At 40.1% G+C, this 19453-nt stretch carries 19 protein-coding genes; 13 read left to right on the top strand and 6 right to left on the bottom strand.

The window, feature by feature from the left end:
• Both CQA58_RS07515 and CQA58_RS07510 read right to left on the bottom strand, forming a co-directional pair.
• Positions 1 to 2452, bottom strand: a 2452-nt coding sequence (locus CQA58_RS07515; protein WP_147288625.1) for a beta strand repeat-containing protein, incomplete at its 3' end; no start/stop codon positions are given.
• Positions 2453 to 2721: 269 nt separating this feature from the next.
• The gene (locus CQA58_RS07510) at positions 2722 to 3090 is read right to left on the bottom strand and encodes a c-type cytochrome (RefSeq protein WP_115570099.1); all 369 of its coding nucleotides are present in this window, start codon (positions 3088 to 3090) and stop codon (positions 2722 to 2724) included.
• A gap of 77 nt (positions 3091 to 3167) precedes the next feature.
• Between CQA58_RS07510 and folD the strand changes: the two genes are divergently transcribed.
• The 10 genes from folD to CQA58_RS07460 are packed head-to-tail and all read left to right on the top strand — an operon-like array spanning position 3168 to position 10836.
• Entirely contained in the window at positions 3168 to 4016 is an 849-nt protein-coding gene (gene folD, locus CQA58_RS07505; RefSeq protein WP_115570098.1) for a bifunctional methylenetetrahydrofolate dehydrogenase/methenyltetrahydrofolate cyclohydrolase FolD, read from the top strand.
• 3 nt (positions 4017 to 4019) lie between these two features.
• A complete protein-coding gene (lepB, locus tag CQA58_RS07500) occupies positions 4020 to 4952 on the top strand; it encodes a signal peptidase I (RefSeq protein WP_115570097.1) in 933 nt (310 codons plus the stop codon).
• On the top strand, positions 4952 to 5599 hold the full coding sequence (locus tag CQA58_RS07495; protein ID WP_115570096.1) for a zinc metalloprotease: 648 nt from the start codon (positions 4952 to 4954) through the stop codon (positions 5597 to 5599). The genes lepB and CQA58_RS07495 overlap by 1 nt, the downstream gene beginning before the upstream one ends.
• A gap of 11 nt (positions 5600 to 5610) precedes the next feature.
• Positions 5611 to 6048, top strand: coding sequence for a ribose 5-phosphate isomerase B (gene rpiB / locus CQA58_RS07490; protein ID WP_115570095.1), 438 nt, complete (start codon positions 5611 to 5613; stop codon positions 6046 to 6048).
• A 2-nt stretch (positions 6049 to 6050) separates the two neighbouring features.
• On the top strand, positions 6051 to 6383 hold the full coding sequence (locus tag CQA58_RS07485) for a hypothetical protein (protein ID WP_115570100.1): 333 nt from the start codon (positions 6051 to 6053) through the stop codon (positions 6381 to 6383).
• A 9-nt stretch (positions 6384 to 6392) separates the two neighbouring features.
• Positions 6393 to 6926 carry an adenine phosphoribosyltransferase gene (locus CQA58_RS07480; protein WP_115570094.1) on the top strand — a complete coding sequence of 178 codons (534 nt, stop codon included), beginning with the start codon at positions 6393 to 6395 and terminating at the stop codon, positions 6924 to 6926.
• Positions 6926 to 7510, top strand: a complete 585-nt coding sequence (locus CQA58_RS07475; protein WP_115570093.1) for a DedA family protein — start codon at positions 6926 to 6928, stop codon at positions 7508 to 7510. The genes CQA58_RS07480 and CQA58_RS07475 overlap by 1 nt, the downstream gene beginning before the upstream one ends.
• Entirely contained in the window at positions 7507 to 8901 is a 1395-nt protein-coding gene (locus CQA58_RS07470; RefSeq protein ID WP_115570092.1) for a leucyl aminopeptidase, read from the top strand. Before CQA58_RS07475 ends, CQA58_RS07470 begins: the two co-directional genes overlap by 4 nt.
• Entirely contained in the window at positions 8901 to 10001 is a 1101-nt protein-coding gene (ychF, locus tag CQA58_RS07465; RefSeq protein ID WP_115570091.1) for a redox-regulated ATPase YchF, read from the top strand. The genes CQA58_RS07470 and ychF overlap by 1 nt, the downstream gene beginning before the upstream one ends.
• Positions 9994 to 10836 (top strand): radical SAM/SPASM domain-containing protein, encoded by an 843-nt coding sequence (locus tag CQA58_RS07460; RefSeq protein WP_115570090.1) that lies wholly within the window; start codon positions 9994 to 9996, stop codon positions 10834 to 10836. The genes ychF and CQA58_RS07460 overlap by 8 nt, the downstream gene beginning before the upstream one ends.
• On the opposite strand, the gene CQA58_RS07455 is transcribed toward CQA58_RS07460, so the two are convergent.
• The 4 genes from CQA58_RS07455 to CQA58_RS07445 all read right to left on the bottom strand — a co-directional run bounded on the left by CQA58_RS07455 (position 10815) and on the right by CQA58_RS07445 (position 15053).
• Positions 10815 to 11351, bottom strand: a complete 537-nt coding sequence (locus CQA58_RS07455; protein WP_115570089.1) for a hypothetical protein — start codon at positions 11349 to 11351, stop codon at positions 10815 to 10817. The genes CQA58_RS07460 and CQA58_RS07455 overlap by 22 nt on opposite strands.
• Positions 11351 to 11515, bottom strand: coding sequence for a hypothetical protein (locus tag CQA58_RS08295; protein WP_170126771.1), 165 nt, complete (start codon positions 11513 to 11515; stop codon positions 11351 to 11353). Before CQA58_RS08295 ends, CQA58_RS07455 begins: the two co-directional genes overlap by 1 nt.
• A gap of 222 nt (positions 11516 to 11737) precedes the next feature.
• Positions 11738 to 13525 carry a M24B family metallopeptidase gene (locus tag CQA58_RS07450; RefSeq protein ID WP_115570088.1) on the bottom strand — a complete coding sequence of 596 codons (1788 nt, stop codon included), beginning with the start codon at positions 13523 to 13525 and terminating at the stop codon, positions 11738 to 11740.
• Between the two features lie 10 nt (positions 13526 to 13535).
• Positions 13536 to 15053: a peptide MFS transporter gene (locus CQA58_RS07445; protein WP_115570087.1), complete on the bottom strand. Its 1518-nt coding sequence runs from the start codon at positions 15051 to 15053 to the stop codon at positions 13536 to 13538.
• Between the two features lie 262 nt (positions 15054 to 15315).
• Here CQA58_RS07445 and CQA58_RS07440 point away from each other — a divergent pair, with 262 nt between their 5' ends.
• From CQA58_RS07440 to CQA58_RS07430, 3 genes are all read left to right on the top strand, one after another.
• Positions 15316 to 16422: a hypothetical protein gene (locus tag CQA58_RS07440; protein ID WP_115570086.1), complete on the top strand. Its 1107-nt coding sequence runs from the start codon at positions 15316 to 15318 to the stop codon at positions 16420 to 16422.
• Between the two features lie 68 nt (positions 16423 to 16490).
• A complete protein-coding gene (locus tag CQA58_RS07435) occupies positions 16491 to 17666 on the top strand; it encodes a hypothetical protein (RefSeq protein ID WP_115570085.1) in 1176 nt (391 codons plus the stop codon).
• 40 nt (positions 17667 to 17706) lie between these two features.
• Complete coding sequence (locus CQA58_RS07430) at positions 17707 to 18810, top strand: DegT/DnrJ/EryC1/StrS family aminotransferase (protein ID WP_115570084.1); 1104 nt, start codon at positions 17707 to 17709, stop codon at positions 18808 to 18810.
• The last annotated feature ends 643 nt before the right edge of the window (positions 18811 to 19453 follow it).

Below are 19453 nucleotides of genomic sequence, written 5' to 3'. Positions count from 1 at the left end.
CTTTTAGCACAAGATTTGTTGTCCCACCTGTGGTTGTGATATTTCCATTTAGACTACCATCGGTGCTGTCTTTAAAAGTGAGATTTGTTGTCCCACCTGTAGTAGTAAGAGTTCCAGTGCCTAAGCCATTATCTTGGATTGTGAGTGAAGTTGCATTGATATTTGTAATTCCACTTGCAGAGATAGAATCTCCACTGCTAGACTTTAAGATACCACTAGTTCCATTGAAGTTGATGGTGTTGCCATTTTGACTTCCACCTCCTGAAGTGATAGCTCCACCTAAAGTCAGAATCGCTCCATCTTTGCTTAATGTAATAGTGTTGCTATTGCCACCATTCCAAGCATGGATAGAGCTTCCATTGGAATCTCCATAGCCACTTGTTACATTGCTGCTGAAAGCTCCAATGCTTAGATTTCCATCAGTGAGAGTAATGGTATTGGATCTATCAGATCCAGCAGTGCGGATATATATCCCTTGAGTGATATTCATATCCCCACTCGTTATACTAATTGTGTTGCTTCCCCCTGTTGATCCGATATAGCCTCCTATGGATAATCCTGAACTTGTAACATTGACTTGGTTTGTCCCACCACTTGAAAGAATATTGGTGATTGCATTGCCACTTCCTTGTTGGAAATTGACTGTTGCAGTTCCACTTGAGGCCTCAAGTGTTCCATTGATGGCATTTGTTGTTCCACTTGCACTATTGAAATTGATTGTGGTTGTTCCATTTCCAGATTGAGTGATATTTTCTGCGATTGTATTTGTTGCTCCTGCAACAAAAGTGATTGAATTTGTCCCATTGGTTGACCACCCAGAAGAATAGAAAGTGGAGTTTGAAATATTCCCAGTTATGGTATTTGAGTTTGAAGCCCCAAGTGTGATAGTATTTGTAGAATGATAGTTTTGAAAGCTACTTCCATCAGCAACAATTTTTCCTGTGATTGAAGCATTGCTTCCATACATTTTAATTGTATTGCTTCCACCAGTAGCATTGATTGCATCAGTTCCCCCCTCACTCTTTGAAATGCTATTATTTCCAGTAGAGGCTGGAGTAGTTGCACCAGAATTGGTGCTTGCGAGATTTCCAAAAGTGATTGTGTTGGTTCCAGCACGCCCACCACTTGCTCCACTCATTCCTCCCAAAATCTTTCCAACAATGCTTGAATCATTGTTGCCTTGGAAAGTAATTACATTATTTCCTCCCGCGGCTTCAATTTGCTTTGCTGAAGTCAGCTCAATTCTTCCACCTTGCTGAAAAGTAATATCATTTTTTCCATTTCCACCCCAACTATCCCTACCTGCTGTGATACTCCCTGTGATTGTGTTAGTGCCACTGCCTTGGAAGATGATTTTGTTTGTATGTTGCTGACTTCCATTTCCATAATTTCCTCCTGTTGAAGAAATATTGCCTGAAATGATATTGTCTGTTGCATTGCTTCCAAAAGTAATAGCAAAAATATTTTGCCCATTTTGTGTGGTTTCTGCAATGTTGATATTGCCATTCAATCTATTGGTTGCTCCATTGAAATTGATTGTTGTTGTTGCACCCGAAGTATTTGGTCCCCCATTAGGTTTACTGATTGCTCCACTAATTGTAACATTGTTATTGAAGGTTAATGTTCCACTAGCTCCACTTCCACTAGTTATCCCACCATTGATTGTAAGATCGCTACCAGAAAATACAGTTGTTCCATACAATAATGTAATACTTCCACCAATTTTTGTGTCATTTCCAGAGAAAGTGAAAGCGTTTGTTCCATTGTAGAGATTTACATTTCCTGTAATTTTGTTGATATTGGCGAATGTACTTCCGCTACTTCCTCCTCCATTTAGCGTTACATTTCCTCCAATCGTGCTTGTTCCATTTTCTTGAAAAGTAAATATATTTGTGGCATTGCTTCCAGTATTTGTTACATTCCCTGTGATTCCTCCATTTGCTTGAGTAAATGCAAGATTGATTCCTGCATCTCCATCAACAGTTACACTTCCATTAATTCCCAATCCTCCAAATGTTCCAGCGTTTGTATTCCCTCTTGCCCCACCTGCAAGAAGATTACCAATCAAAGAATAGTTTTCACTAGTTACACCAGAGAGATCTACTGTGATTGTTTTGTTATTTGCACTAGAGAGAAATTTTCCTGATCTCATTTCAAGAGAACCTGATTCTGTCATATTGATTGTAGAGTTACTTACGAGAGTTAATGATGTACTTGCACTGCTTACTTTGATTGCATAGCCATTTCCTGAAACTTCTCCTTGATCGGTATTGTTGCCAGAGGAATTAAAGGACAGGAATAGTTGAGTAATGTTTGTGCTATTTTGTTGTGGTGTGTATGCACCATTAGAGGAATTCCAAGTGATTCCAAAAGTGGAACTGGTATCAGAACTCCCACCATTGGTGCAAATTACAGGGCTTCCATTTGTTACAGCACAAGTAGCACTCCCCACACTCACCCCTAAAGCAAGAGCTAAAGAAGTAGCAACGAGGGGTTTGAAAAATCTGCTAGGTTTAGCGACTGAAGTTTGAGAAGAGAGGGTGTTAGATTTTGCTACTGCCCCCCCCCCCCCTGTAGAGTTTTATTCTTTTTAGTCATTGTCTTTCCTTTATGTTGAGGTTTTGGATTAAATACGAAAGTAATATTCTATCAAAAATTTTGATTTTTTACAATATATTTTTTGATTCGTGGGGGGGGGGGGGTAATATAGAAGTATTGAGATTAGGGAGTTTGAGAGAGTTGATTTTGTGCTTTTGAGTTTTGAGTGAGGTATTTGTAAATAGCGTTGATTTCTTTTTCTGTGAGGTAATACTTTGGCATTACGCCTTTGTTTTTGTTGATATTTTTTGCAAAGTTTTCTAGGGGAAGATTGTTGATGCGTGGAGCGATAAGCTCTTTGAGGTATCCTTTGGAGCGATAGGTAGCGATCACTTCTCCCTCGCCTTTGGCTCCGTGGCATTTCTGACAGCTTATCCCTCTTGGATCTTCATAAAGTCGTTTGCCATATTCCAAATCATCGATGAAATCTGCCCTCTCTTGAGAGCAAAGCATAGAGAATAAAACAAAAATAGAAAATAGCTCTTTTTTCATTAGCACCCTGTGTATTAAAGTCTTTTGGTATTATAATATATCCTATAATACACTCTCAATAAACAAAGGCAGGAGCAATGAAAATTCTTGATGGCAAAATGCTTTCTTCAAAGATTGAAGTTCAGATACAAAAAGAAGTCGAGTTTTTAAATCAAAACTTTATCTACCCCACTTTAGCAGTCATTTTGGTAGGCGATGATCCTGCAAGTGCTTCATATGTCAAGATGAAATCCAAAGCGTGTGAGAGGGTAGGGATGAATACTCTTACCTTTGCAATGCCAAGCAATACAGAAGAAGAGATTTTGCTAGAGAAAATCCACGAACTCAATATTGATAACAAAATTGATGGAATTTTGGTGCAACTTCCATTGCCTAAACACATTGATTCAAGTAAAATTCTAGAAGCGATTTGTCCTAGCAAAGATGTTGATGGCTTCCACTCTCTCAATGTCGGAAGAGCGACTTTGGGGTTTGAGTGCTTTATCCCTGCCACACCTCTAGGGGTAATGCACCTCTTAAGTGAGTATGCCATAGAGCTTAGGGGCAAAGATTGTGTCGTGGTGGGAGCAAGTAATATCGTAGGCAAACCTCTAGCTACTTTGCTTCTCAACGCTGGAGCGACGGTGAGTGTGTGCCATATTGATACCAAAGATGTTTCTATCTATACCAAGATGGCAGATATCGTCTTTGTGGCTGTGGGTAAGCCCAATCTTATCACGCAAGAGATGATAAAAGAGGGGGCGATTGTAGTGGATATCGGTATCAATCGCTTGAGTGATGGCAGACTTGTGGGTGATGTGGATTTTGAAAATGTCGCTCCAAAATGTAGCTATATCACCCCAGTTCCAGGAGGAGTGGGCCCTATGACAATAGCCACATTGCTTCAAAACACGCTCCAATCCGCAAAAACAAAACTAAAAAGGTAAAAAATGGAATTTATAAAAAAACTCTATCGTTTCTCATCATCTTGGACAGGAACGATTCTTATCGTTGCTTTTGTGATCTTTTTCATCGCTCAAGCATTTGTAATCCCCTCACGCTCAATGGTAGGCACACTTTATGAGGGAGATATGCTCTTTGTCAAGAAGTTTTCTTATGGGATTCCTACACCTAGAATCCCTTGGCTTGAAATCCCTGTATTGCCTGATTTTAGAGGTGATGGGCATATTATCGATGGCGAACGCCCCAAAAGAGGGGATATTGTAGTTTTTATCCCCCCTCATGTGGCAAAGACTTATTATGTGAAGAGAAACTTTGCTGTGGGTGGAGATGAAGTGGTGTATGCTTATGATGGCTTTTATTTGCACCCCAAAGAGGGAGAGAGCTATATCGCTCAGCACTTCCCCAATGCCCAAACTAAGCAATTCTTTGGCAAAACTTTTGTAAAAAATCCTTATATGGATAAACACGCAGGGATTCACTATGCAAGTAATAACCTAAGATTCCAAGAAGCTCTCTCAAGCCTTCGTTTTGAAGGCAAAGAGTGGAGAGTGCTTGGAGGGCAGGGGTTTGCGATGAGTCCTATAGGGGTTGATGGCAAGGTGATTGCTCCCAATCGCCCTTATGGAGCTGATGAGATCGTGTTTTACAAAAAAATCGCTCCTGATGAGTTTTTTATGATTGGAGATAATCGTGATAATAGCCTTGATTCGAGATATTGGGGAAGTGTGCCTTACTCAAGTATCATCGGAACACCTTGGTTAATCTATTTTTCTATCAATTTGGATAATTCTGTTGAAGCCCAAGAGAGAGCCAAAGAGCTAGGCAAAAATGAGGGGTGGTGGAAATATACCGTGCGATGGGATCGTGTCTTTAGAAGTGTGGAGAGCTTGGAGCAAGAGATGAAGAGAGAGGAGAAGTAATGCTAGAGTCTTTTGATTTGTTTGATGCACTTTTGCGTTATATCGCACTTCTTATCACGATTTTGGGTTGTGCTGTGGTGTATGCTTATATTGCTTATCGCTATACCCAAGACTGCATAGAGGTAAGACATATTTTGGGAGAGGATGGGAAGATAAGTTTCAATCCTTTCAGATACTTTGATCCCATAGGCAGTGGGCTTTTTCCTTTGATTGTGATTGTTTTGCAATCTCCTATAATGTTTGGGTGGAGTAAGAATGTTTTTGTGGATTATCCTCGTGTGATTTCAAGATATGGATTTAACTCTGCTATTTTGCTAGAGAGTTCAGGAATCTTTTTTAACTTTTTTATTGCTTTTCTCTCTTCACTTTTTTTGGATTTTATCCCCATAGTAGAAGTAGCAAAGCTTTTGGGGTATGTGATCATTTTCAATATCTTTTTTGCTTTTATCAAACTCTGTCCTATTGTGCCTTATGAGGGATTGAGGATTTTGAGCTATGTGGGATTGAAGTTTGGGAATGATATGTTTGCAAGATTTTATTCTTTTCTTGCTCCTTATCAGTTTTTTGTCTTGCTTGTAGTGTTTTTCACCCCACTCAATCAAATTATTGTGTATCCTGCAATGCTTATGCTAGGATTCTTACTATAAGGAGGGAGTAAATGAAATATTTTCTAGGGACAGATCACGCAGGAATCAATGTGCGAGATTTTATCGTAGAGTATTTTGCCAAAAAGGGCTTAGAGCTAGTGGATTTATCGCCAAAGAGTGCTGAGAGGGTGGATTATCCAGATTATGCAAAAAAGGTTTGCCAAGAAGTGCTAAAGACTCCTAACTCAAGAGGGATTTTGGTGTGTGGGAGCGGGATTGGTATGAGTATTTCTGCCAATCGATTTAAAGGCATTAGGGCAGGGCTTTGCACGGATTCGTATATGGCGAAGATGACAAGAGCTCACAATGATGCCAATGTCTTATGTATGGGAGAGAGAGTGAGTGGGCTTGGAGAGATTGAGGCGATTTTGGAGGCTTTTATCCATACAGAGTTTGAGGGTGGGCGTCATCAAGAGAGAATCCAAAAAATTGAGGAGTGCCAATGCTAGAGATGTTTGGACAATGGTTTTTTATCACAGGATTTATCATCTTTGTGCTTTATATGGTGATTAGGACTTTTTATTATCGCTCAATCGCTCAAAGAGAGGAAAAAAACTCTATCAATATGAAACTCACCTTACAAGATGCAGAGATTTTGATACGCAAACACCAAGTTCAGCTTCAAAGAGCATTGGGGGATATTGATATTCTCACTCAAGAGCTAACAGCCCTCAAAGGTGATATTCGCTCCCTCAAGCAGAGAAATTCTCAATACAAAATAGAAACAGATAGATACAAAGCGCGTATCAAAGAACTAGAACAAAAAATAGAATCTCTACTCTAAGGAGAAAAAATGCTAAAAGAAAAATTACTCTCAAGTATCCGAGAAATCCCTAACTATCCCAAAGAGGGGATACTTTTCCGTGATATTACGACTTTGATTGGCGATGGAGAGGCTTTCTCATCTCTTATCAATCATCTCAAAGAGCGTTATCAATCTCAAAATCTTGACTTTGTCGCAGGGTTAGAATCAAGAGGTTTTATTTTTGGCTCTGCTTTGGCTTATGCTCTAGGAGTGGGGTTTGTGCCTATCCGAAAGAAGGGCAAACTCCCTTATAAGTGCGTTGCTAAAAGCTATGCGTTGGAGTATGGAGAGGATAGTATTGAAATTCATATCGATGCTTTTGGGGGCAAGAAGGGAGCAAGGGTGTTGCTCATTGATGATTTGATTGCCACAGGGGGGACAGCTAAGGCTGGAGTAGAGTTGATTGAAGAGATTGGGGGAGAGTGTGTGGAAGCGTGTTTTTTGCTAGATTTAGTGGCTTTGGGTGGCTCAAAGGAGCTAGAGAAGAAAACAAAAGTATATAGCGTATTGGAGATTGAGTAATGGAAGCTTGGCTAACAGAACTTTGGAACAATCATGTGGGGACTTGGGGGTATTTGATTTTGTTTTGCTGGAGTATTTTAGAGGGTGAGATAGGGCTGATTTTTGCAGGACTTGCAAGTCATGATGGACATATGAATGTTTTCTTGGCTGTCTTTGTGGCAGGGCTTGGTGGATTTGTAGGAGATCAAATCTATTTTTATATTGGGCGATTAAACAAACGCTCTTTGGGAAAAATGCTTCATTCTCAAAGACGCAAATTTGCCCTAGCTCATTTGCTTCTCAAAAAATATGGTTGGCCCATTATCTTTATCCAACGCTATATGTATGGAATGCGAACGATTATCCCTATTAGCATTGGGCTTACAAGATATAGTGCAGTCAAGTTTGCGTTTATCAATCTTTTGAGTGCTTGGGTGTGGGCAGGGATTACGATCATCTTTGTGTGGTATTTTGGGGCAGTGATTTGGGATATTTTGGCGTGGTTCAAATCTCATCCTTATTTGCTTATCCCTCTAGCTATCGCTTTTGGTGGTGGGATTTTGGCTTATTTTCACTTCAAAACTAAGAAAAAGGATAAAAAATGAAAATAGAAGTTTTTAAAGAAAATTTTGAGAGCATACAAGCAGATTGCTCTGTGGCGTGGGTGTGGGACAAAAACCTTGATAATCTAGCAGATAAAACAATCTTGCAAGAGTTGAATTTCAAAGATATGGCTTTGGTGCAGGGGAGCAAGACACTCTATGTCAATGTGGCTCAAAAAAATAGCGATTGTTTGCGTGAGGGGGCATATAAGGCAGTAAGATACCTCAATGCCCTCACTTACAAAAGTGTGAAAATCCCCACTTTCTTAGATGAAGAGCTAGATTATGCAATCACTCTAGGGGCTTTGAGTGGGAGCTATGAGTTTGATAAATACAAAAGTGAGAAAAAGCCTTTCACCCTTCAAACTCTTTGCTTTAGCAATCTCTCTCAAAAGCTTATTGAGAAAGCTCAAATCCTCTTTGATAGCCTAAAATTGGTGCGAGATTTAGTCAATACTCCCCCTTGTGATGCCACTCCAAGCTATTTGGCTGAAATCTCCAAAAGCGAGGCTCAAAAGCTTGGGATTGAGTGCAAGGTGCTAGACAAAAAGGAGATAGAGAGAGAAAAAATGCACTCACTCCTCTCAGTGGCAAGAGCTTCAAGTGAAGAGCCAAAGGTAATCCACCTCAGCTACAAACCCAAAAATGCCAAAGCTAAGCTAGTCTTTGTGGGTAAGGGCTTGACTTATGATAGTGGAGGTTTGAGCCTTAAGCCCTCAGAGTTTATGGTTACGATGAAAGCTGATAAAAGTGGAGGGTGTGCGTCTTTGGGGATTATCCTAGCAATTGCAAGATTAAATCTTCCTCTAGAGGTGCATACAATCATCGGAGCAGTGGAGAATATGATTGGGGGGAATGCTTATAAGCCTGATGATGTGCTTAGCTCAAGAGAGGGCAAGAGTATTGAGGTGAGAAACACCGATGCAGAGGGGCGATTGGTACTAGTGGATTGTTTGAGTTATGCCCAAGATCTTGCTCCTGATTATCTTATCGATTTGGCTACTCTTACAGGTGCGTGTGTCGTGGGGCTTGGAGAATATACCTTTGGGATAATGGGGCACAATGAGGAGCTAAAGAGTGTGTTTGAGAGAGAGGCACTCAAAAGCGGTGAGCTAGTGGCTAAACTGCCTTTCAACTCCCATATTCGCAAACTCATTGATTCAAAAATCGCAGATATTTGCAATGTAGCTTCCAATCGCTATGGAGGAGCGATTAGTGCAGGAATGTTCCTCTCAGAGTTTATCAGAAAAGAAAATGAGCAAAAATGGCTACACCTTGATATCGCAGGTCCAGCGTATGTGGAGAGAGAGTGGGATATCAATCCTTATGGGGGAAGTGGTGCAGGGGTAAGGGCGTGTGTAGAGTTTGCTATCTCTTTGTGTGAGGAGAAGTAATGGGACTATCAATCGGAATCGTCGGACTCCCCAATGTAGGGAAATCTACCACTTTTAATGCCCTTAGTCAGACTCAAAATGCTCAAGCAGCAAATTATCCTTTCTGCACCATTGAGCCAAATCGTGCTATCGTGCCTGTGCCTGATAAAAGACTAGATGAGTTAGCCAAAATCGTCAATCCTGAACGCATTCAGCATTCAGTAGTGGAGTTTGTGGATATTGCAGGACTTGTGAGGGGGGCAAGTAAAGGTGAGGGGCTAGGGAATCAATTTTTGGGAAATATCAAAGAAACTGATGTGATTTTGCATATTGTGCGATGTTTTGATGATGAAAATGTGGTGCATGTGGAGGGGAGAGTAGATCCTGTGAGTGATGTGGAAATCATCGAGCTTGAACTTCTTTTTGCAGATCTTCAAACCTTGCAAAAGCGTATTGAGAGATTAGAGCGACAAAGCAAAGCTGATAAAAACGCCAAAGCAATGCTAGATGTCGCACTCTCACTCAAAGCTCACCTAGAAGAGGGCAAACCTGCTAGGACTTTCTCTGACAAAGAAAGCGAGGCTTTTGTTGAGATCAATAAAGAGTTGAGATTTCTTACCAATAAAGAAGTAATTTATGGGGCAAATGTAGGAGAAGATGAGCTAGGAGAGGACAATGCCTATGTCAAGGCTCTCAAAGAGTTTGCTTCAAATAATGGCTGTGAAGTTATCAAACTTTGCTCTAAGCTAGAAGAGGAAATGGTGGGAATGAGTGAGGGGGAGAGAGCAGAGTTTTTAGGCTCTTTGGGCTGTGAGATGAGTGGCTTGGAGCAGATTATCCAAAAGGGCTTTGAAAAGTTGGGGCTTATTAGCTATTTTACAGCAGGGGTGAAAGAAGTGAGGGCTTGGACAATTCATCGAGGTGATAGTGCTCCAGTAGCTGCAGGGGTTATCCACAAAGACTTTGAAAAAGGCTTTATCCGAGCTGAAACGATTGCTTATGAGGACTTTATCAAATATGGTGGGGAAGCCAAAGCCAAAGAGGCAGGAGCAATGAGAGTGGAGGGCAAAGAATATATCGTGCAAGATGGCGATGTAATGCATTTCAGATTCAATGTCTAAGCCATTTATTCGCACTTATGTTGAGCTAAGTGATTTTTGTGGGCTTAAATGCTCATTTTGTCCTGCACCCAAAGGCAGGAGGGGGGAAATGGGGGTGGAGTTTTTTGAGAGGGTTTGCACTCAAATCTCTCCATTTACTCAAAATATTACTTTTCATCTCCTTGGAGATCCCCTCTATCTAAGCAATCTCCCTCAATACCTCTCAATCGCAGAAAAATATAATCTCCCTGTGGAAATCGTAACAAGTGGGTTATATATTCATCGTTTTGCTCCCTCTTTGCTTCTCTCTCCACCTATTAGGCAGATAAGCATTTCTTTGAGTGCATTAGAAGAGGTGAGGGAAGAAGTGAGAGAGAGGGTGATAGAGAGATGTTTAGAGTTGATTGAAGCTCATCAAAACTTGCACTCTCAAACATTTATCAATCTTAGAATGCACGAAAACAGACTGAATCCCACTTTGGCAAAAAGGCTTTGTGAGAGGTTTGGAGTGAGAGATGAGCTAGAGCAGAAGGGGAGGGTGCGATTAGCTTATAGGGTCTTTTTGCTCCTAACCAAAAGCTTTGAGTGGGTGAGGGCTGAGCAAGAGGGGAGAAGTGGAGAAGTGAGCAAAAAGTGCTATGGACTTCTCTCTCAAGTGGGGATTCTTGCCAATGGGGTTGTCGTGCCTTGCTGTATTGATTGTGATGGGGGGATTGCTTTGGGGGATTTGCATACCCAATCTTTGGATCAAATCCTTTCCTCTCCTAGAGCAATAGCTATAAAGAGGGGCTTTGAGAGGGGAGTGGCAGTCGAGGAGCAGTGCAAGAGATGCACTTATAGGGCTGTGGAAATGTAGTGCATCATTTTGACAATCTTTTTATCTTTGCTCTCTTCAATTTCTTGAAAATCAAATTCTCTATAAAGCTTGATAATTTTTTCTTGATTGATAGCATCAACGACAATTAGGGCACCACCAATTCTGCTTTGTATTTCATAGATAAGCCCCATTGCTTGATTTACTAGAGTGTTTCCAATACTTTTACTCTCCATTCTTTTTGCCAATTGTGCCAATAAAAAAACAGGAATATGGGTTTTTTGCTTTGTGTTTATGGAGTCAAAGATGAGTTTTGCGGTTTCTTTCTTGATGCTCTCTTTTGCAATGATACCCATCGCAATAGAGAAGAATGAATCGATACTATCTGCTTCCCAATTGATATAGGTTCTGCATATGTGTTTTTCTTCAAAAATGATGGCTTTTTTTGTAAAAAAATGATTGATGCTCTTATCTTTGCATCTAAAATCTTTTATTTTCTTCTCTATTTTTTCTTTTTGATGAAAATGAAGCAATTCTCCCAAAGAATAAGTTTGCACTAAAGACTCAGATCGCTAGGATGGCAAAGTTGCACTTTTGCATAATGTTTTGGCTTCTCTTCTTTTGCTTTTATAATGAGCTTTGTAATATTCTCATTGGCTTTATTTTTGTGAGCAAACACAATGGTTTCAAATAGATTTTTTTTCTTGATTGATTTTTTCATTGAAAATCCCTAAGCACTTCTAAAATTTTAGAGATTCTATCATAGAAGCTGTGCTTAAAATCTCTTTCTAGCCATTTTTGCTTGGAAATGTCACTATTAGTTCCCCTCTCCCAAAAGGAGACATCTCAAAGTCTAGGGGGAGGGCTTTATTTTTGTTTTTTGGAATTTAAGCATTGGCTTATTTTCTAAAGAGGTAATTGTATAGAGGGGGTAAAAACCTCTCTATAAACGCTCACATTTTTTTTCTAACCACTTTTGCATTTTTGAATCTAGGTACTTTGAAAGTCTGCTATAAACCTCTTGATGATAGGAGTTGATCCACTCTCTCTCACTCTTCTCTAGTAGCTCTAGCTCCAAGCACTCTCTCTCAAAAGGATAAAGACTTAAGGCCTCAAATCTCAAAAACTCTCTTCCCTCTTCACTCACTCCATCAAGTTGCGTTACTACAAGGTTTTCAAGTCTGATTCCCCATTTCCCCTCTCTATAAATCCCTGGTTCAATTGAGGTGATCATTCCCTCATAGACTTTGCTTTTCTCTAGTGGTGGAGCAAAATAAGAAAGCACTTGAGGACCTTCATGGACATTGAGGAAGTATCCCACCCCATGCCCTGTACCATGAGCGTAGTCAAGATGATATTTCCACAATGGAGCTCTAGTGAGTGCATCAAGCAAGGGCATTGCAATGCCTTGAGGAAACACGCTTGAACTCATTGCGATATGAGCTTTTAGCACCAATGTATAATCCCTTTTTTGCTCTTTGCTTATTTCTCCTATGGGGAAAACTCGTGTGATGTCTGTCGTGCCATTGAGATAGCTTCCTCCACTATCTAGGAGCAAAAATCCCTTATCATCAATATAAGAGTAGCTCTCTTTTGTAGCTCTATAATGACATTGGGCCCCATTGGCATTAAATCCGACAATGGTATTGAAGCTATCTCCCCAAAAGAGTGAATGAGAAGCCCTAAGGGAGTGAAGTTTGGACTCGATATCTAGCTCACTTATCCTCTCCCCACTTCTCAAGCTCTCCTCTAGCCAAATGCCTAGATGACACAAAGCCACACCATCTTGCTCCATTGCGTTTTTGATATGCTCTATTTGCTCTTTGCTTTTGATAGATTTGAGAAATAGGCTTGGATTGTATTCTTGTATGAGGGTGTTGCTAGGGTGTAGGATTTGTGAGAGAGAGCTTGGAATCCTCTCAGGATCAAGCAGGATTTTTCTCTCCCTCAATCCCTTCAAATGCTCTTCAATCTCCTCATATCTTTTGATGATAAATCCCTCGCTCTCCAATTTCTTTTGCAACTCTTCAGAGAGTGTGCCTTCTTGGATAAAAAGATAGGTATTTAAACCTTCAATCAAAAGATAGCTCATAAACACAGGATTGCACTCAATATCGCTTCCTCTAAGATTGCTAATCCACGCAATGTCTTCAAGTGAAGCGATGAGATGGCTATCAGCCCCACACTCTCTAAGCTTCTCTCTAATAGTAGAGAGTTTTTGCCCTCTATCTTGGAGGGCATACTCTAGGGGGTGCTCAAAGATTGGCTCTCTTTGAAGTGGGGGGCGATTTTGCCAGAGAGGGGAGAGCAGATCGCATTGTGAGTGCAGAGAGATATGAGCAGAGTGTAAAAGAGATTCTAACTCGCTCTTAGCCTTTAGGCTAAAAATCCTCCCATCAATCCCCACAACACTAGAGGGAGGGAGAAGAGAGAGAAGATAGGAGGTGTAGGTGTGATCTTTTGTGGCTTTTTGCAAGACAAATCCCGTATCTTGGAGCTGTTTTTGGGCTTGAAGCCAATAGCGTCCATCAGTCCAAAGACTAGCTTCTTTTTGTGTGATGAGCAAAACTCCTGCTGAACCACTAAATCCACAAAGCCACTCAATCCCTTTCCAAAATGAGGGGATATACTCGCTTAAATGTGGATCACTCATTGGGAGAATATACGCATCAATTCCCTCCACTCTCATCATCTCTCGTATTTGCTCTAGGCGTTGTTTGTGAGGATTCATCACTCTCTCCTTAGATTTTGATTTTCTTAGCTTTTAGCACAAAATATAAAACAATCAAAACACTTCCTGCTCCAAAGAGAATATAGGTAAGTTGAGAGAAAATGCTAGGAAGATTGGCTAGATTATCTGCTCTCACTTCCCCTCCATAAAGCCCTGCTACGACATTTCCCAATGCCACAGCGATAAACCATAGCCCCATACTTTGTCCTTTGATTTTTTCTGGTGCGATTTGAGTCATCATCGACAATCCCACAGGACTAAGCCATAGCTCCCCCATTGTGATGAAAAAGTATGCAGAGATCATCCAAAGCATTGAGACAGGCTCTCCATTTTGAGCTAGAAGGGTTTTGGAGGCAAAAATCATCACAATATAGCCTACCCCTGTAAGGAATAGTCCAAGAGAGAATTTTAAAAAACTGCTGATTTGAATCCCTCTTTTGGAGAGAGAGATCCAAAGTGAGCCAATGAGTGGGGCAAAGATGATGATAAAGAGGGGGTTAATGGATTGAAACCACACAGAGGGAATCTCATAGCCCAAAAACTTGCGATTGAGATAGTCGTTTGCAAAGAGATTGAATGAGAGAGATTGTTGCTCAAAGGTTGACCAAAACACACTTGCAGAGATGAGTAAGACAAGCAAGATGAGGAGATTTTTTCTCTCTTGGGTGTTGAGATTGGCAAAAAACATTAGAAAGATAAAATATCCACACACAAACACCACAATAAAGCTAAGCATATGTTTGGCTATGGTTTGAGGGTTGATTGTGAAGATTCCTAGAGCAATGCAAACAAAGACAATGCCAAAGAGGGCAAAAAATACACCAAGAAACTTGCCTACTTTTTTGGGGTTTTTGGGTTGCTCCCAGCTTTGCTCTATGCCATAAGCACTAGAAAACTCATCAAGATCTCTAATGGCTTTGAAGTAGAAAATCACAAGAGAGAGGAGCATTCCCACTCCCCCTATCCCAAATCCCAAATGCCACCCATAATGCTCTTGGAGAAGTCCTGTAATGAGTGGAGCGATAAATGCTCCGATATTTACACCAGTATAAAAAATCAAAAACCCACTATCTCTCCTAGAATCCCCCTCTTTATAGAGCATTCCCACAATCACAGAAATACAAGTCTTAAATAACCCTGTGCCAAAGACAATGAGTGATAATCCCAGAAAAAAGAAACTAAGCCCAAACCACGCTGAAAGGGCGATACTCAAATGCCCCATAGCCATAAGTCCTGCTCCATAAAGCGTGGCTTTTTTCTGTCCTAGCCAATTATCAGCCAACCACCCACCTCCAAGAGGGGCTAGGTAAATGCACCCACCAAAGATTCCCACAATTGCTGAGGCTGTTTGTCTATCTAGTCCTAAGCCATTTTCTCCTAAAGTCGCAACCATATAGAGCACAAGTAAGGGGCGAATCCCATAAAAAGAAAATCTCTCCCATAGTTCAGTAAAAAATAAGCTCAATAGTGGTTTAGGGTGTCCCATAAAGTAGGAATTTAGATTTCTTTGATGAGTATTGTGTGTCATTGACTTCCTTTCTATTCTGTATTTAACTACAAAAGATTGAGATTTTTTGGTGTGTATGCTAACGATTATAATCTATTTTGCTTTTATCTCAAAGTTTTATATTAAATTTTTTCCTATTTGAGTGAGAAAATTACAAAAAGAAAAGAAGGAGTGCTTATTTATAGATGTATAGATTTTTGCCAAAAGTTTTTGATAGAGATGAAAATAGGACTAGAATTTGCTTATATTTGCCTTTAAGTTTTGAAAATTCAAAGGAAAGCATTTGTTTAAGAGATTTATTTTCTTTTTTTTACTGCCCCTTTTACTCTTCTCTTCAGAGATTGGGAGGGCTTTTAAAGAGGGCAAACTCAAAGGGCATGTAGGCACATTACTCAATGCTGATTTTTTGGGTGATGGCACTTACCTTGATCTTAGCACCTCACTTGCATATGAAACTACCAATTTTTATGGATATAAATTTTTTGCTTCAATGTGGTTCAATCCCAAGCTTTATGAAATGAATCGAGGATTTAGGGACAATAAAACTTGGCTTGAGTTTCCTGAGCTTGGAGTGAATTTCTACAATACAAGATTGAACTTTGGATTTGATGCAGGAAGGTTTGAGTATCAAAGAGATTGGATCAATAACTATGTGCAAGGGCTAAGTTTCTTTCATTCTCCCACCCCTTTGATTGATTATGAAATTACTTGGATCAATCGCTCTGCTTGGATTGATTATTATCGAGTGAGAATGTTTGAGGGGGCAGGGAATTGGATAGGGGGACTTTGGGCAAGTGCAAATTTCAAAATCCCTGATACTACTTTGGTTCTCACCCCTTATGCTTATAGCGTGGCAAATCACTTTTGGAGTCCTGCACTTAAGGCAAGTATGGATTTTTATTTCCCTGATGTAAGTGGTATGCTTCAAGCAAGAGCGACTTTGCTTTTCTATACAGCCTATCACGATAAGCAACACGATGGAGATAGTCTGATGTATTGGTCAGATTTGACTTGGAAAGATACACGAGGGCGGTATGAGGCAGGAGGTGGGATAATGGTTTCAGCCATTGATGGGGCTAGGGATATTGATATTTTTGGACAAAATACGGGGTTTGAAGATACTACGGGGTTGTTTGATGCCAATATGACGACATTGTATGCCTTTGGTAAATTTAATTTTAAATATGATATTTCTCTTAAGACTTCTATGAGGACAACGATTTCCCCTGAAGCCAAAGTCATATTTGGTTGGGAGACAAGAACTAGCTATTTCCCAATCAAAAATCTTGAGGTGGGGCTGGATTTGATATTGATTATGGGGGCAGAGCAGTTTGGGAATCTAGGAAGAGATAAGGGAGAAATGAGAACTTATTTACAATTTTATTTTTAGGTTTTACAAAATGTGTCGATATTGTAATAATATTACACCAACCTTTTAAGGTATAAGGAGAATTAAAAATGAGAACTAAGTTTTTTGGATCACTTGCAGTAGCAAGTTTATTGGTAAGTGGAGCAAATGCTGTAACTTTTGATGTTTTTGGACATATAGGGACAGCTTATAGTTTTGGGATTGATAAGATTAATGATGGTAGTGGAGAAAGCAAACAGCCTTGGTTTGGTGGAGTGACAGCTAGAGCAGGATTTGAAGTGGGCTTTGGGCCTGTAAGCTTAGGATTGGGTGTAGCAGGAGGTCTTCCTTATCTTATCTCTCCAGATGGAGCATTTAAATCTATTGTAGAGAGAGGTTTTTTCACAAAGCCAGGAGATGTGAAGTGGTATAACTGGCTTTCTGATGCATATTTGAGAGTGGATACTAGAAACTTCTCATTGATTGGTGGTCGATACGATCTTAGCACTTTCTTTGATGGTAAAGATGGTAAGACAAAAAATGGTGTAGATTGGATCTCAGGGTTGAGTGAGGGTGTGAGCTTAAAGCTAGAAACTCGATACTTGACTTGGTGGGCAAACTATGCTTATGAGATTATGGATTTTGGAGCAAGAAACCCAGGAAGAATCGGCAGTGATTTGATGGGATTCCACCAATATGGACATGTAGGATTTGGTAGCAATTCACACTATATGTCTACTGGAGTAGATATCAATATCAATGAAATGCTCTATGTCGATCCATTTGTAACTTATGTATTGCAAGATGGAGATGATGTGATTCAGCTTGGTGGTAAAGTAGAGCTAGATCTTGGAAACAAAAAATTCTCTTCTCAAACAACCTTTAGAGGAATGTATCAAAATTGGTATGAAAATACATTCTTGCTCTGGCTTGATCAAGAGTTTAAAATCTATGATTTAGTCAAGTTTGGTGGAGGTGTTTATACTGTTGGAAAGAATGGAGGAATCTATCATACCAGTGAAAAATCAAGATTTTATGGCAACACTTTTGGACAAAACACTGATTTCTTCTCAGCAGGAAGAGATGTATGGTATGTTTTCACAGGATTGACACATAAATATTTTGATCTTGATATCTTGTATGCAGATTGGGATTACAAAGAGATTTCAGTCGTTGGAAGTGTCAATATCATCAACAACAGATCTATGAAATGGAGCGTTGGTGGAGGCTGGGTGCAAGAAAATCACTTTGATAAAGCAATCGCTTTCACTAAATTCTCATTCTAAAATAGGGGAGGGGGTGGGATAATTCTCTCAAGGAGTCGCAATGGACTTCACAAACTTGCAATCTCAATATCAACTTTACAAAACACAAATCAATGCAGAAATCCAAAAAGTGCTTGATAGCTCTAGCTATATCAATGGTGAGAGTATTGCACGGCTTGAGAGAGGGCTAAGCGAGTTTTGCTCCTCTCCTTTTGCAATAGCTTGTTCTAGTGGAACTGATGCAATTATTTTGGCACTCCTAGCCTGTGGAGTGGGAAGAGATGATGAGGTGATTACCACTCCATTTACTTTCATTGCCACAGCTGAGGCGATTGCCTTTTTGGGTGCAAAGCCTGTGTTTGTAGATATTTTTGAAGATACTTATAATTTCAACTATCATCTTATAGAAGAAAAAATCACTCCCAAAACCAAAGCGATTTTGCCTGTAAGTCTTTATGGGCAGGTTTGCGATCTCTATCCGATCAATCAGATAGCCCAAAAATATGGCTTGTGCGTGATAGAAGATGGAGCTCAAAGCTTTGGAGGAAAATATCAGGGCAAATACTCTTGCTCTCTCTCCCCCCTTGCCACTACAAGCTTTTTCCCAAGTAAGCCTTTGGGGTGCTATGGCGATGGAGGGGCAGTGTTTTGTCAAGATGAGGGGTTGGCACACAAAATCAAATCCTTGCTTTCTCACGGACAAAAAAGGAGATATATTCATCAATACATTGGAATGAATGCAAGAATGGATTCGCTCCAAGCTTCAATCTTGTGTGCCAAGCTTAAGTTTTTCAAAGATGAGATACTCAAACGCCAAGAGGTGGCTAAGTATTATGATAATCATCTTCAAGGGGTGATTACTCCATTTATCCAAGAGGGCAATGAGAGTGTTTATGCCCAATACTCCATTTGCACCCCATATCGTGATGAGCTAAGTGTATATCTCAAAGAGAGGGAGATCCCCACAGCAGTGCATTACCCAATGCCTCTGCATTTGCAAGAAGCATTTGAGTATCTTGGCTATAAGGAAGGGGATTTTCCTGTAAGTGAGAAAATCTCAAAGCAAATTCTTTCTTTGCCAATGAGTGCGTTTATCACACAAGAAGAGAGGGAGAGAGTGGTAGAGGGGGTGAATGGTTTTATGACTTCAAGGGGTGTGGTATAAGCTCTTTTTTGGGGTTTGAATTTTTATAATTGATTTTTTTTTCTCTTTTTTGATTGCCAAAGAAAAAGGCTTACCCCTCCTCACTCCCCTCAGCCCAAAAAGAAAGTGATTATCCCCTTTCTTTTTGTCAATAGGGGAGAGCCTCGCTAAATCTTGAGCTATTCATTTTGGAGAACAAGGCACTTCTGCCTTGTTTTTTCTCCAAAATTTCATCAACGCTCAAGGCGAGAGGGTGGGTGGATAAGATTTGAGAGGGATTGTGGTTTGTTTTGATATTTTTAGCTTTTTTTGTTTTGATTTTTTTTATTCTTTTTTTATTCCCAAAGAAAAAGGCTTACCCCTCCTCACTCCCCTCAGCCCAAAAAGAAAGTGATTATCCCCTTTCTTTTTGTCAATAGGGGAGAGTCTTATTCAATCTTGCTCTTGAGGTTTTGAGGGATAAGGCACTTCTGCCTTATCTATTTTCCTCAAAACTCTCACCATGAGAAAGGCGAGAGAGTGGGTGGATAGGGTTTGAGAGGATTTGCAATCTTGATTGAGATTTTATTTAACGATTGTCTATTTTTGAGTTAGAATATTCTCAACCATTTGGTAGGTGGTTATTTTTCGAGTTCAAATCAACGGCTAAAGCTCAAGTCCCCCA

It is taken from the genome of Helicobacter brantae, assembly GCF_003364205.1.
GTDB lineage: Bacteria > Campylobacterota > Campylobacteria > Campylobacterales > Helicobacteraceae > Helicobacter_G > Helicobacter_G brantae.
The sequence above is the reverse complement of the archived record's forward strand: the minus strand, read 5'-3'. Positions and strand labels throughout refer to the sequence as shown.